Origin of the sequence: Curtobacterium sp. C2H10, assembly GCF_025407985.1 — a bacterium.
Classification (GTDB): Bacteria; Actinomycetota; Actinomycetes; order Actinomycetales; family Microbacteriaceae; genus Curtobacterium.
Genome location: NZ_JABXGF010000003.1, coordinates 116572 through 130728 on the forward strand (window position 1 = coordinate 116572; position 14157 = coordinate 130728).

12 protein-coding genes are annotated in these 14157 nt (G+C 66.1%); 6 read left to right on the top strand and 6 right to left on the bottom strand.

All coding sequences use genetic code 11. The annotated features are described in order from the left end of the window. Positions 1-148: 148 nt before the first annotated feature. The 4 genes from HWD93_RS02955 to HWD93_RS02970 all read left to right on the top strand — a co-directional run bounded on the left by HWD93_RS02955 (position 149) and on the right by HWD93_RS02970 (position 4731). On the top strand, positions 149-1213 hold the full coding sequence (locus HWD93_RS02955; protein WP_240614499.1) for a TDT family transporter: 1065 nt from the start codon (positions 149-151) through the stop codon (positions 1211-1213). A gap of 708 nt (positions 1214-1921) precedes the next feature. Further along, positions 1922-2524, top strand: a complete 603-nt coding sequence (locus HWD93_RS02960; RefSeq protein WP_071297643.1) for a recombinase family protein — start codon at positions 1922-1924, stop codon at positions 2522-2524. A gap of 6 nt (positions 2525-2530) precedes the next feature. Next, a complete protein-coding gene (locus HWD93_RS02965; protein ID WP_083420887.1) occupies positions 2531-3922 on the top strand; it encodes a Mu transposase C-terminal domain-containing protein in 1392 nt (463 codons plus the stop codon). Then, complete coding sequence (locus HWD93_RS02970; RefSeq protein ID WP_071297642.1) at positions 3919-4731, top strand: AAA family ATPase; 813 nt, start codon at positions 3919-3921, stop codon at positions 4729-4731. Before HWD93_RS02965 ends, HWD93_RS02970 begins: the two co-directional genes overlap by 4 nt. Before the next feature lie 214 nt (positions 4732-4945). Here HWD93_RS02970 and HWD93_RS02975 read toward each other — a convergent pair whose 3' ends face one another. Next, entirely contained in the window at positions 4946-5746 is an 801-nt protein-coding gene (locus HWD93_RS02975; protein ID WP_042539507.1) for an SDR family NAD(P)-dependent oxidoreductase, read from the bottom strand. A 304-nt stretch (positions 5747-6050) separates the two neighbouring features. Here HWD93_RS02975 and HWD93_RS02980 point away from each other — a divergent pair, with 304 nt between their 5' ends. Both HWD93_RS02980 and HWD93_RS02985 read left to right on the top strand, forming a co-directional pair. Next, positions 6051-7517: an MFS transporter gene (locus HWD93_RS02980; protein ID WP_082046946.1), complete on the top strand. Its 1467-nt coding sequence runs from the start codon at positions 6051-6053 to the stop codon at positions 7515-7517. A gap of 5 nt (positions 7518-7522) precedes the next feature. Then, on the top strand, positions 7523-8365 hold the full coding sequence (locus HWD93_RS02985; protein ID WP_052481828.1) for a DNA-3-methyladenine glycosylase: 843 nt from the start codon (positions 7523-7525) through the stop codon (positions 8363-8365). A 155-nt stretch (positions 8366-8520) separates the two neighbouring features. On the opposite strand, the gene HWD93_RS02990 is transcribed toward HWD93_RS02985, so the two are convergent. The 5 genes from HWD93_RS02990 to nrdE all read right to left on the bottom strand — a co-directional run bounded on the left by HWD93_RS02990 (position 8521) and on the right by nrdE (position 14151). Next, positions 8521-9420, bottom strand: coding sequence for a MerR family transcriptional regulator (locus HWD93_RS02990; protein WP_042539511.1), 900 nt, complete (start codon positions 9418-9420; stop codon positions 8521-8523). 342 nt (positions 9421-9762) lie between these two features. Beyond that, positions 9763-9996 (bottom strand): PLDc N-terminal domain-containing protein, encoded by a 234-nt coding sequence (locus HWD93_RS02995; protein WP_042539513.1) that lies wholly within the window; start codon positions 9994-9996, stop codon positions 9763-9765. A gap of 216 nt (positions 9997-10212) precedes the next feature. Further along, the gene (locus HWD93_RS03000; protein ID WP_261645996.1) at positions 10213-10737 is read right to left on the bottom strand and encodes an N-acetyltransferase; all 525 of its coding nucleotides are present in this window, start codon (positions 10735-10737) and stop codon (positions 10213-10215) included. 236 nt (positions 10738-10973) lie between these two features. Next, positions 10974-11948 (bottom strand): class 1b ribonucleoside-diphosphate reductase subunit beta, encoded by a 975-nt coding sequence (gene nrdF / locus HWD93_RS03005; protein ID WP_071303048.1) that lies wholly within the window; start codon positions 11946-11948, stop codon positions 10974-10976. 97 nt (positions 11949-12045) lie between these two features. Further along, positions 12046-14151 carry a class 1b ribonucleoside-diphosphate reductase subunit alpha gene (nrdE, locus tag HWD93_RS03010; RefSeq protein WP_083295195.1) on the bottom strand — a complete coding sequence of 702 codons (2106 nt, stop codon included), beginning with the start codon at positions 14149-14151 and terminating at the stop codon, positions 12046-12048. Positions 14152-14157 lie beyond the last annotated feature (6 nt).

Consider the following 14157-nt stretch of genomic DNA (forward strand, 5'->3'; position numbering starts at 1 on the left):
GAGGTTCCGGGTACCGCCAGAGGCAGGATTCGCGCAGGCTTGGCCCATGACAACGCTCCGCACGGACCCTGCACCCGCGAACGGTAGCCAGCTGCCCCAACGGCCGCAGACGGCGTTGTTCCGTGACCTGGAGCGGCCAGGCCTGATCGTGTCGAATCTCACACCGAACTGGTTCGCGTCGATCATGGGCACGGGGATCGTCGCTGTCGCAGCTGCGTCACTGCCGCTGCAGTTCCCCGGGCTGCGCCTCGCGGCGACGGTCGTGTGGGCGATCGCCGCGGTGCTCCTCGTCGCCCTCACGACCGCGACGGTGCTGCACTGGATCCGCTACCGGAGCACTGCAGCCGGGCACCAGCTCAACCCGGTGATCTCGCACTTCTACGGCGCACCACCGATGGCGTTCCTCACCGTCGGCGCCGGGACACTCCTGCTCGGCAAGGACTGGGTCGGCCTGCCCGCCGCCGTCACCATCGACTGGGTCCTGTGGACCATCGGCACCATCGGAGGACTGCTCACGGCAGTGCTCGTGCCGTACCTGGCGTTCACCCGCCACGAGAACAAGCCCGACTCCGCGTTCGGCGGCTGGCTGATGCCGATCGTCCCGCCGATGGTGTCCGCCTCCACCGGTGCGCTCCTGCTGCCGTACGCCCCCGCCGGGCAGGCGCGGGAGACGCTGCTGTGGTCCTGCTACGGCTTCTTCGGCCTCAGCCTCATCACGTCGCTGGTCGTGATCACGCTGATCTGGAACCGTCTCGCGCAGCACAAGGTCGGGGCCGCCGGCATGGTCCCGACTCTGTGGATCGTCCTCGGGCCGGTCGGACAGTCGATCACCGCGGTGAACCTCCTCGCATCGAACGCCCCCACCGTTGTCGATGCGAGTACCGCGCATGCCCTGCTGGTCGTGGCGCTGGTGTACGGGTTCGCGATGCTCGGCTTCGCGCTGCTGTGGACCGTCATCGCCCTCGCGATCACCATCCGCACTGCCCGCGAACACTTGCCGTTCAGCCTGACTTGGTGGTCCTTCACGTTCCCCGTCGGGACCTGCGTCACCGGCCTGAACGGGCTCGCCCTGCACTCAGGCCTGACCGTCGTTGCCGTCCTCGCCGTCATCTACTACGCCGGCCTCGTCGCCGCATGGATCACCGTTGCCCTTCGCACCTTTCACGGATCCGTCATCCGTGGCACCCTGCTGGCACCGCCACAGCCGGCATGAGTACCCCCGAGGAACTCGCTGACGTTCGATCGCTGAACGGTCTCGCGGAGACGTGGCGGACCGCGCCCGACGGCAGCCGACGGTTCGTCCCGAGCTTCGACCCACGATCCGGCGGCAGATTCAGCCGTGTCCTGGTCCTGATGCAGTCGCCTGGCCCCCAGACCATCGCCGCAGCGCACGCAGCGATCTGCAGCGAGGACAACCCGGGCCCGACCGCGGCCGCGTTCCGAGCAGCCCGTATCGAGTCCGGACTCGCACGCGGCGAGTACGTCCGCTGGAACCTTGTCCCATGGGAACTGCCCGACCGCGTGCGACTCGAGGACATCGACGAGGGGCGGCATGCCCTCGCCACACTGCTCGCGGCCCTCCCCGCTCTCACTGCGATCGTCACGTACGGGGCCGTTGCCCTCGACGGCGTCATGCGACACTTCACCCTGGACGAGCACCCCCGACTCCTTCCGGTCATCGCAGCACCACATCCGTCTCCCGCCAACGGCCGCCACCGATCGGAACAACACCTCCGTTCCGTGCAAGCACTCCGGCTCGCCGCGCGAGCGCGCAGACGTAACAAATACGAACGATTCCGCTACAACTGTCCGTACCGGCGCTCCGCCAGGTTGCGAGCCGGCGTGTCTAGTACCGGAACCCAGTCCCGGAATCTACGTGCCGCCACTACCCCTCTTGGTCGAGTTTCGCTACGTTCTCTTCATGGGTCACCTCCTCGGGTACGCGCGCGTGTCCACCACAGACCAGGACGCGTCGCTGCAGATCGACGCGCTCAACGCCGCTGGCTGCTACCGCGTGTTCATCGACACCATGTCCGGGTCGCTCCAACACCGGCCCGAGCTCGACAAGCTCCTCGATCAGCTCCGGCCCGGCGACACTCTCGTCGTCTGGCGACTCGATCGGCTCGGCCGGTCCATCCGGCACCTCATCGATCAGCTGCACGCTCTCGCCGAGCGCGGCATCGGGTTCCGGTCCCTGCAGGAGACCATCGACACCACCTCGCCCGGCGGTCGGCTCGTGTTCCACGTCTTCGCCGCGTTGGCGGAGTTCGAACGTGACCTCATCAAGGAACGCACCAACGCCGGCCTCGCCGCCGCCCGAGCCCGCGGCCGCACCGGCGGCCGACCATCTCGCCTCTCCGCGGACCAGGTGCGCACCGCACGCCGGCTCTACGAACAGCAGGACATGACCGTCGCGCAGATCGGCGACGTGCTCGGCGTCAGCCGCACCACCATCTACCGTGCACTCGCGAAGCACGCCGAGCCCGTCGCGGCGCGACGAACCAAGCCTTCCCCAACGATGTAGCTGGCCATGGACGCGAGCGAGCGGTGGGGCATCCTTCGACTGCACGTCGAGGACGCCATCCCGCTCACCACCCTGGCCCGCACCACGGGCGTCGCCGAGCGCACCCTGCAACGCTGGCTGGCCCGCTACCGAACCGGCGGATACCCGGCTCTCGCCGACGGCACCCGCACCGATCACGGCGCTCGACGGACGGCACCGGAACTGGTGCGCCTGATTGAGGGGCTCGCACTCACCAAGCCACGACCCTCGATCGCCACGATTCACCGCCAGGTCGACAATTACTGCACCAAACGAGGTCTCTCAGCGCCGTCGTACTCCGTTGTGCGGTCGATCGTGAACGGGCTTGATCCCGGGATGGTGACGCTTGCACTCGAGGGGCCCGCGTCATATCGGGACAAGCACGAACTGCTGCTCCGACGTCGTGCGGATCACCCCAACGCGATCTGGCAGGCGGACCACACAATGCTCGACCTGCTCATCGTCGGACCCGACGGCAAGCCGGAACGGCCGTGGTTGACGGTGATCCTCGACGACTACTCCCGCGCGGTCTGCGGGTACATGGTGTTCCTCGGCGCCCCATCCGCCGCGAACACCGCGCTCGCGCTCCGGCAAGCGATCTGGCACAAGCCGGAACCGGACTGGCCTGTCTGCGGGATCCCAGACGTGCTCTACACAGACCACGGGTCCGACTTCACCAGCCACCGAATCGGCGACACCGCCGCCGTGCTGCACCTCCGCATCATCCACTCGCAGGTCGCTCGCCCCCAGGGCCGCGGGAAGATCGAGCGGTTCTTCGGCACCATCAACACCGAGCTGCTCCAAACGCTCCCCGGCCACCTCGCACCCGGAGCCTCGGCGCCGACGCCGGCGCTGGATCTCGCCGGCGTCGACAGCGCCATCAACACGTTCATCCGCCGCTACAACGCCCGCATCCACCGTGAGCTCCGGAAGAGCCCACTGGAAGCGTGGATCGCAGACGGGTGGCTGCCACGAATGCCGGACTCCCTCGAGCATCTCGACGGGTTCCTGCTCACCGTCCCGACCACGCGCGTCGTGCAACGAGACGGCATCCACTTCGAAGGGCTCCGCTACACCGCCACCACCCTCGCACCCTTCGTGGGCAGCACCGTCAGCGTCCGGTACGACCCCCGCGACGTCACCGAGATCCGTGTCTTTCACCGCGACGCGTTCCTGTGCACCGCGATCAGTACCGCGCATCAGACCGAGACCATCAGTCTCAAGCAGATCCAGGCCGCCCGCAACGCGCAACGAAGAGCCCTGCGCGGGCAGATCCGCGAACGCATCGCGATCGTCCGCCCCACACCCGATGACCACAATCCACCAGCACCCGCGCCGGATCAACCGCGACTGAAGACCTACGAGGAGGACCGGTCATGACGAGCCAGTTCATCATCACGAAGGAACACCGTCGGTTCGCGGAGTTCGCCGACGCCGTCCGGAAGCAGAACACCATCGGCGTCTGCTTCGGCCCCGCTGGCGTCGGCAAAACCCTCTCCGCACGCCGCTACGCCCACTGGGACAGCATCGGCCCGTTCATCGCCAGATGGGCCGCACGCAGCGAAGACGACACGAAGATCTACGCCGCCGCCCACCGAGCCCGCACCGTCTTCTACACGCCCGAGGTCTCCGCCACGATGCGCGCCCTGCAGGACGACCTCCGGCACGACATGCTCCGCACCGAACGCTGCATCGAGGAACACCTCCTGCTCCAGGGTCGCCACTTCGACCACGCACACGGCCCCAACCCGTCCCTCCTCGAGCTGATCATCATCGACGAGTCCGAACGCCTCACCGGCAACGCCATTGAGTGGCTCCGCGACCAGTACGACCGCACCGGCATCGCGATGATTCTCATCGGCATGCCCGGCATCGAGAAACAGTTCAGCCACTACCCGCAGCTCTACAGCCGCCTCGGTTTCGCCCACCAGTACCGTCCGCTCGGGCACGACGAGCTGCTCTTCGTCCTCGAACGTCAATGGCGCAAGCTCGGCAAGACGCTAAACCCCGACGACTTCACCGACGCGCAAGCCATCGCCGCCGTCGAACGCATCACCCGCGGCAACTTCCGGCTCCTTGAGCGCCTCCTCCCTCAGATCCAACGCGTCCTGAAGATCAACGAGCTCGACGTCATCACCAACGACGTCGTAGAAGCCGCCCGCAGCACTCTCGTCATCGGCACCACCTGACCCGACACTGACCGCAGCGAAAACGACGACACCGAGCGAGGCTGCTCACATTCTCGGGCATCGTTCTCGAGCTCCCGTCGTCTCGGTAAACGATCGTCTATCGAGACGGGGAAGAGAACACCGGGCGGCGCCTGTGATCTGGGCGGCCCATTGGTCGAGCCCGCACCGGTCGCTCGGTTGAACGACGCGGGCGAGGGGCCTGTTCTCGATTCCCCTAGTGCCGATCGGCCGATGGGCGGACGGCGAGGTTGGAGGTGGTGTGCCCGCCGTCGACAGCCAGCGTCTGCCCGGTGATGAACGCGGCGGCCGAGCTCAGCAGGAACACCACCGCGTCGCCGACCTCGGCGCCGGTCCCAGTGCGGCCCAGGGGAACCGTTGCTCGGTACGTCTCGAACAAGACGCCGTCGCTGTGGGCGAGTTCGGTCGCCTCGGTGCGGGTCAGACCGGGCCGGACACCGTTCACACGGATGTTGCGGGGGCCGAGCTCCGCTGCCAAGGCGCGAGTGGCCGCATCGAGTGCTCCCTTCGCCGCCGCGTAGAGCGCCGTTGCCGGGCTACCGACAGCAGACAACGTGGACGAGACGTTGACGATGCTCCCGCCTTCACGCATCACCAGCGCGGCCGCGCCGGACAGCAGCAGCGGTGCTCGGACGTCGAGTGACATCGTCAGGTCGATGTCACTCGCGCTGATCCGCTCGATCGGTGCAAAGTGCGCGGTGCCCGCGTTGTTGACCAACCCGTCGACCCGTCCATGGCGTTCCAGGGTCTGTGCGAGGACCTCGGTCGGCGCCGCCGGGTCGTTCAGGTCCGCCTGGATCCAGCTGGCAGCCTGCCCCAGCGTCGCGGCGTGCTCACGCAGTGCCTGACCGTCGCGGCCGACGAGGACGACTCGGGCTCCTGCTGCCGCGCAGCGGGCGCTGATCGCCGCGCCGAGGCCCTTCGACCCTCCTGTGATGATGACGACCCGGTCGTTCAGTGGAGCGGCGGGAGACGAGGTGTGGTTGTGCAAGCGCATGGCTGCTTCCTGTGCTCGGAACGCACGCCAGCCACCACTCGCGACGTCGGTCGACGCGGGGTCAACGGGGCTGGATGCGAGGGTTTCCAGCCCCGGACCGCCCGAGCAGGGCGACCGCTTCACGAAGGTGAACGAGTCGATCGTAGCGCTGCCGAGGCGGTCCGCAGGTCGGGCGACCGGCCCGGGGTTGGGGTACCCTGATGGTCTGACCGATTCCGATCGGTGTGGTCGACCTGCTGGTCCAGCGCAGTCGATCCGAGGCTGAAAACCTCCGGCATTCCCAATCGAAGCCCGGAGGTTTTCCATGGCCATGTCGTCGCGGACCGCGCCCAGCACATCCGCATCTCCCAAGCGTTGGTGGGCGCTCGTCGTCCTCGCGCTCACCCAACTCGTCGTGGTGCTCGACGGCACCATCGTCACCATCGCGCTGCCGCAGGCGCAGCAGGAACTCGGCCTCAGCGACCTGGAACGCCAGTGGGTCGTGACTGCCTACGCCCTGGCGTTCGGTGCCCTCCTGCTCCTGGGCGGTCGGGTCGCGGACTACTGGGGCCGCAAGCGCACCTTCTTGGTCGGGATGCTCGGTTTCGGTGCGGCTTCCGCGTTCGGCGGCCTCGCCCAGAACGGCACCGAACTGATCGTCGCTCGCGGTCTCCAGGGCGTCTTCGCAGCCCTGCTCGCCCCGGCTGCTCTGGCTCTGCTGACCGTGACCTTCCCGAGCGGGCGGGAGCGGAACACCGCCTTCGCGGTCTTCGGAGCGGTCGCGGGCGCTGGTGCGGCCGTGGGACTCGTGCTCGGCGGTGTGCTCACCGAGTTCGCCGACTGGCGTTGGTGCCTGCTCGTGAACGTGTTCTTCGTGGTCGTGGGACTCATCGGCGGGATGCTGCTGGTGACGGAGTCCCAGACCGCGGGCAACAACCGTTACGACCTCATCGGGGCCGTCACGGTCACGCTCGGGCTGGGTTCGCTGGTGTACGGGTTCAGCCTCGCCGAGCAGGGCTGGGGCCAGATCCAGACGGTCGGGTTCCTCGCCCTGGGTGCCGGTCTGCTGGTGCTCTTCGTGGTCATCGAGAGCCGTGTGGCGCAGCCGTTGCTGCCGCTCCGGGTCGTCGCCGACTCGGTTCGCGGTGGCGCGTTCCTGGTCCAGATGATCGTCGGCAGCGTGATGATCGGGGCCATGCTCTACGTCTCGTTCCACCTGCAGATCGTGCTCGGGATGGACCCGCTGCTCGCCGGCCTGGCGACGCTGCCGATCACGCTCAGCATCATGGTCATGGTGCCGATCGCGACGAAGCTGCTGTCCACCATCGGCCCGCGCCCCATGATGATCGGCGGACCCCTGGTCTCCGCCATCGGCCTCGCCTACCTCAGCCGTGTCACGGCCGACGGCTCGTACCTGGTGCAGGTGCTGCCGGCGTTGATCGTGCTCGGCCTCGGCATGGCGTTCGTCTTCGTCCCACTGCAGAACCTCGCGCTGACGGGTGTCGAGCCGCACGACGCCGGGGCAGCCTCGGCCACGCTGAACTCGGCGTTGCAGATCGGTGGGTCGATCGGTCTGTCGGTGTTCACCGCCCTCTACGCCGCACGCGTGGCCGACTTCGGCACCGGCGGGTCACAACTTGACGCGTTCACCAGCGGGTACTCCGTCGCGTTCCTCGCTGCGGCGATCGGACTGGTGCTCGCATCGATCATCGCGGCCGTGTTCATCCGTGGTTCGAAGTCCGAGCTGCTGCCCCAGGTGTCCGACACCGAGGCAGCGGTGTACGTGCACTGAGCGCCGTGTCGCGACTCGAGACCGTCCACGACGTCGTCGGGCCCTGGTCGCTCGCCACCAGCAGGCGGTTCTGGGAGGGCTTCACCCCCGGCAGGCTCGCGTCCCAGACGCAGGCACCGGGCATCCACACCACCTTCCTGTGCGACACCGACTGGCAGCGGGTGGACGCCGTCATCACCCAAGACGGGCCGTCCGTCCGCATCGTGGTCGATGGCACCGGGGATCTGGATGCCGCGACCGACCAGGTCCGCCGGCTGCTGTCGATCGACATCGACGGACGCAGCTGGCCCGACGTCGCGATGCGCGACGGGGTCATCGCGGAGGCGCAGGCGCAGCTCCGTGGCTTCCGTCCGTGCGGCTTCTTCTCGCCCTACGAGGCCGCCGTCTGGTCGGTGCTGTCGCAACGCCTGCAAATCCGGCAGGCGGCCGCGATCAAGACACGGCTCACACAGCAGCTCGGCGACGACGGAGCCTTCCCGTCTCCAGCCGCGCTGTTCGCGGAATCACTGGTCCTGCCCGGACGCAAAGCGGAGTACCTGCACGCGATCGCCGAGGCCGCGCTCGACGGCAGGCTCTCCGGCTCGTTCCTCCGATCGATGCCGTCGGCTGAGGCGTTCGTGCAGGTGCAGGGCATCCTGGGAATGGGACCGTTCTCGGCCGAGCTCGTGGTGATCCGCGGCGCGAACTTCCCCGACGTGCTGCCACACCACGAAGGCAAGCTGAGCGACGAAATCACGAGACGATACGGAACCGATCGCTCCTTCGATGAGATCACCGAGGCGTGGAAGCCGTATCGCTCCTGGGCCACGGTGCACCTGCGCGCGCTGCGAGCCGCAGAGGGCAGATGATCCTTCCGCCTAACCGCATCGGAACGTCGATTGGGACGCGACCACGACACGGAGCGAAGCTGCTCGTAAACGTCTCGTCGTCAGCCGTTACGCGGGGTCGACATCGAGCGCGACCCGTCTCGGTAGCCGATCTTGGGTTCAGCTGCGAGCTCCGTTCAGGGTGCCTGTTCTGCCGATACGCCGAGCCGCACCGCCAGCTCCATCGAGCGCAGACGAGCCGGTGAGAAGTCATAGGGCATGGCCTGGATCGCCTCCGCCGCGCTGGTGACCCGTGTGTCCTTCGCCGTGTCGGAGTCGGGCGCCGTGTCGGTGTCTTTGGGCAGGTGCAGTTCGTCCCAGGCATCGAAGAGAGCGTCGTCCTCCTCCAGCTGACCGGACTCCTCGATAACGCTCATCAGAGTGGTCTCGAAGGCGTACCGCTCGGCCGCCACCTGCGCCACGCGAGGGTCATCGACGGCGACCGTATCGTCGAGTGCCGCTTCAGCGGCGTCGACGCGGTCGGACTCGGTGCGCAGTTCGGGGTGAAGGGCGAGGGTGAGGAAGCGGCTGGCCTGAGCGATGGCGCCGAGGGGACCGAAGATGCGCTCGGTGACCAGGAGGGTGTCGAGGTCGTCCTGGCGCAGCGAGCCCACGGGTGCGGCCTCGAGGCGGCTGGAAACGAAGTCGTCGAGCAGCCCCAGCCGGCTGCCGAGGGTACGCATGCGCTGCACGGAGCTGAGCTTCTTCTGCAGCTCGGCCATCTGCGCGACGAGGGTGTCCTCGAGCCGCGCGAGGACACCGGCGACCTCGTCGTCGCTGTCAGCGTCGGCGGGTGCGCCACCGGTGAACGCATCGCGGACGTCGTCGAGGGCGATGCCGGCGTCGGCCATGCGTCGGATCCAGAGCAGTCGGATGATCTCTGCATAGCCGTACCGGCGTCGACCGTCGCTGCCTCGCTTGCGCTCCGGGAGCAGGCCGACCTGGTGGTAGTGGCGGATTGCGCGCGGAGTGGTGCCGACGAAGGCCGCGGCGTCGCCGATCAGGACCTCACGGGGAGGCGTCGGGAATGGGTGCATGGCGGGCCTCCGGGCTGGGGACGAAACTTAACGTGCTTCGAGCAGACCACATGACGCTGCGGCAGGTGCAAGCCGATCTCACGTAGGACGCTGACGCCGGTCAGCTGGCGTGTACATCGCTCGCCTGCAACACCTGTTGTTGAGGGCTGCTAGATCAGTGGTGAGGATCGGCGACTTATTGCTTTACGGGCCGAAGATGTGACCGGTGAGTAATCCCTGTCCGGACACCTTCGCAACGCGCTCAGCCGACGGCCTAGAGCCGGTCGACGGGGACCGCTATGCAACTAGACGGCACGAGCGATGCGCCCGGTCTCGCCTACCGGAGCCGCACACTGGGTGTTGTCAGCCGGTAGTGCGGGAGTTGCGACGGTCGAGCCCGCGCGTCACGGCCCCGAGGACCCAGTCGATGAACCAGCCGACGAACCCGATGACCGGGATGAGCACGATGATGACCACCCATACGACCTTGTTCGTCCCGCTCCGGCGCCGATCACGAGCAACCTGAACGAGCGCGACGATGATGAAGGCGAGATAGACGGCGATGACGAGCAGGTGCCATGCGGCGAGGTTGTTCACGGGCGCCGGGTCCTTTCGTATGTGGAGGGTCGAGAATCACGGCCTGGCTTCGTGCCGAGTGGCCTCAGCAGCCGGCTTCCTGGCAGAAGGCATCGAACGCCAGAAGCTGCGCTACGGTGCTGAGCGCTTCGACGTCCAGACCCACGCGCGCCTCGCAAGCGACCCATACCCGGCCGGAAGCGCTTTCGAGTTCCAGACCGCCCGATGAAGGATCGGCTACCGGGACCCGTCCTGTTGCATCTGAACGACCAACGGGCGAACCAGGATGAGAGTGGGTCCGGGCCAGTCAAGTCCGTCGCGCTCTTCCAACGGCACAAAGCCGACGCTGCGGTAGAACGCCCGTGTTTGCGCGTACGGCTCGTTCTCAAAGGACGGCCCGACCGTGTGCACCGACAGCAGGGTGCAACCATCAACCGCTAACCGTGACGCGATGCGCTCGACGAGCAACCGCCCGACACCGGTCCCGCGAGCCTCTGGATGCACCGCGATGAGGTGCAGCTCGGCGGCCTCGCGGAAGTGACGTCGTGTCAGTGCAACGCCAATAACCCCGTCAGGGGCAACAGCGAGCAGGCTCCCGTAGTCGTCGTTCTCCGCCGCCGCTACGTAGTTGTCGATGGCGTCGACGTCACCAAACCATTCGGGTAGCGCCTCGAGAATCCGGCGCACGTCCTTCGCGCTGCGGTGCTCCACGAGTTCGATTCCCATATGTTCAAGGTTGGCATACGAGTCGGCGCGGTACATCCGGACGTGCATCGGCTACCGGGACGCGATCACGACACAGAGCGCAGGGCGACACAGAGCGCAGCGAGAAGGGCGACACAGAGCGAAGCTGCTCACAGCCTTCACGTCTCACATAGCTCGTCCGGAACGAATCTCGATGAGCGCCCCCTATCCGGCCGGATGCGCGACCGTGCTCGCGAACGAAGAACGCCCCGCCAGCCGAAGCCAACGGGGCGCCCCCACGATTCAGACCAGACTCAGAAGTCCCAGTCCTCGTCCTCAGTGTTCACAGCCTTGCCGATCACGTACGACGACCCCGACCCCGAGAAGAAGTCGTGGTTCTCGTCAGCGTTCGGCGACAGCGCCGAGAGGATGGCCGGGTTCACGTCAGTGATGTTCTTCGGGAACATAGGCTCGTAGCCCAGGTTCATCAGCGCCTTGTTGGCGTTGTAGTGCAGGAACTTCTTGACGTCCTCGGTCAGCCCGACCTCGTCGTAGAGGTCCTGCGTGTACTGCACCTCGTTCTCGTACAGCTCGAACAGGAGCGAGAACGTGTAGTCCTTCAGTTCGTCGCGCTCGGCCTGCGTGAGCTGCTCGAGCCCCTTCTGGTACTTGTACCCGATGTAGTACCCGTGAACGGCTTCGTCACGGATGATCAGGCGGATGAGGTCGGCGGTGTTCGTCAGCTTCGCCCGCGACGACCAGTGCATCGGCAGGTAGAACCCGGAGTAGAACAGGAACGACTCGAGCAGCGTCGAAGCGACCTTGCGCTTCAGCGGCTGGTCGCCCTGGTAGTAGTCCATGACGATCTGGGCCTTCTTCTGCAGGTTCGGGTTCTCCTCGGACCAGCGGAAGGCTTCGTCGATCTCGGGCGTCGACGCGAGGGTCGAGAAGATCGACGAGTAGCTCTTGGCGTGCACCGACTCCATGAACGCGATGTTCGTGTAGACGGCTTCTTCGTGCGGGGTGATCGCGTCGGGGATGAGCGACACGGCGCCGACGGTGCCCTGGATGGTGTCCAGGAGCGTCAGGCCGGTGAAGACGCGCATGGTCAGCTTCTGCTCGGCCGGCGTCAGCGTGTTCCACGACTGCACGTCGTTCGACAGCGGCACCTTCTCGGGCAGCCAGAAGTTGTTGACGAGGCGGTTCCAGACCTCGACGTCCTTGTCATCCTGGATGCGGTTCCAGTTGATGGCCTGGACCCGATCAATGAGCTTCAGCTTCTCGACCAACGCACGTTTCCTTCAAGAGATGGTGACTAAGTGACGGACTGGAGGCGCGGTGCGGGGCCGCCCCGCGCCTCCAGTCCAAAGATGATCGCGCGAGCGATCAGAGCATGCAGGACACGCAGCCCTCGACCTCGGTGCCCTCGAGCGCGAGCTGGCGGAGACGGATGTAGTAGATCGTCTTGATGCCCTTGCGCCATGCGTAGATCTGCGCCTTGTTGATGTCGCGCGTGGTGGCGGTGTCCTTGAAGAACAGCGTCAGGGACAGGCCCTGGTCCACGTGCTGCGTCGCCGCGGCGTACGTGTCGATGATCTTCTCGGCACCGATCTCGTACGCGTCCTGGTAGTAGTCCAGGTTGTCGTTCGTCATGAACGGCGCCGGGTAGTAGACGCGACCGAGCTTGCCTTCCTTGCGGATCTCGATCTTCGACGCGATCGGGTGGATCGACGACGTCGAGTGGTTGATGTACGAGATCGAACCGGTCGGCGGGACGGCCTGCAGGTTCTGGTTGTAGATGCCGTGCTCCTGGATGGACGCCTTCAGCGCCTTCCAGTCGTCCTGCGTCGGGATCGTGATGTTCGCGTTGTCGAAGAGCGAGGCGACGCGAGCCGTGGCGGGGGTCCACGCCTGGTCGGTGTACTTGTCGAAGAACTCGCCCGACGCGTACTTCGAGTCGCGGAAGCCGTCGAAGGTCTCGCCGGTCTCGATCGCGATCTTGTTCGACGCACGAAGGGCGTGGAACAGCACCGTGTAGAAGTAGATGTTCGTGAAGTCGATGCCCTCTTCGGAGCCGTAGTACACGCGCTCACGAGCGAGGTAACCGTGCAGGTTCATCTGGCCGAGGCCGATGGCGTGCGACTTGTCGTTGCCGTCCTCGACGGAGCGGACCGACGTGATGTGCGACATCTGCGACACCGAGGTGAGGCCGCGGATGGCGGTCTCGATGGTGCGACCGAAGTCCGGCGAGTCCATCGTCAGCGCGATGTTCAGCGAGCCGAGGTTGCAGGAGATGTCCTTGCCGATCTCGTTGTACGAGAGGTCCTCGTTGAACGTCGTCGGGGTGTTGACCTGCAGGATCTCCGAGCACAGGTTGGACATGTTGATCCGACCCTTGATCGGGTTGGCCTTGTTCACCGTGTCCTCGAACACGATGTACGGGTAGCCCGACTCGAACTGGATCTCGGCGATGGTGGTGAAGAAGTCGCGCGCCTTGATCTTCGTCTTCTTGATGCGCGAGTCGTCGACCATCTCGCGGTACTTCTCGGAGATCGGGACGTCGCCGAACGGGATGCCGTAGACCTTCTCGACGTCGTACGGCGAGAAGAGGTACATGTCCTCGTTGTTCTTCGCGAGCTCGAACGTGATGTCCGGCACGACGACACCGAGGGACAGCGTCTTGATGCGGATCTTCTCGTCGGCGTTCTCACGCTTGGTGTCGAGGAACCGCATGATGTCCGGGTGGTGGGCGCTGAGGTAGACCGCGCCCGCACCCTGACGCGCACCGAGCTGGTTCGCGTAGGAGAAGGAGTCTTCCAGCAGCTTCATCACGGGGATGATGCCCGAGGACTGGTTCTCGATCTGCTTGATCGGGGCGCCGGCCTCGCGGATGTTCGAGAGGAGCAGGGCCACGCCGCCGCCGCGCTTCGAGAGCTGCAGCGAGGAGTTGATGCCGCGCGAGATCGACTCCATGTTGTCCTCGATGCGGAGGAGGAAGCAGGAGACGAGCTCGCCGCGCTGGGCCTTCGCGGTGTTGAGGAACGTCGGGGTCGCAGGCTGGAAGCGGCCGGCGATGATCTCCTCGACGAGGTCGATCGCGAGCTGCTCGTTGCCCTGTGCGAGGCCGAGGGCGGTCATCACGACGCGGTCCTCGAAGCGCTCGAGGTAGCGCTTGCCGTCGAACGTCTTGAGCGTGTAGCTCGTGTAGTACTTGAACGCACCGAGGAACGTCTGGAACCGGAACTTCTTCGAGTACGCCAGGTCGTTGAGCTTCTGGATGAAGTCCAGCGAGTACATGTCGATCGTCTCGCGCTCGTAGTACTCGTTCTCGACCAGGTAGTCGAGCCGTTCCTTCAGGTTGTGGAAGAAGACGGTGTTCTGGTTGACGTGCTGCAGGAAGAACTGCTTCGCGGCTTCACGGTCCTTGTCGAACTGGATGTTCCCGTCCGCGTCGTAGAGGTTGAGCATCGCGTTGAGGGAGTGGTAGTCCATCCCCGT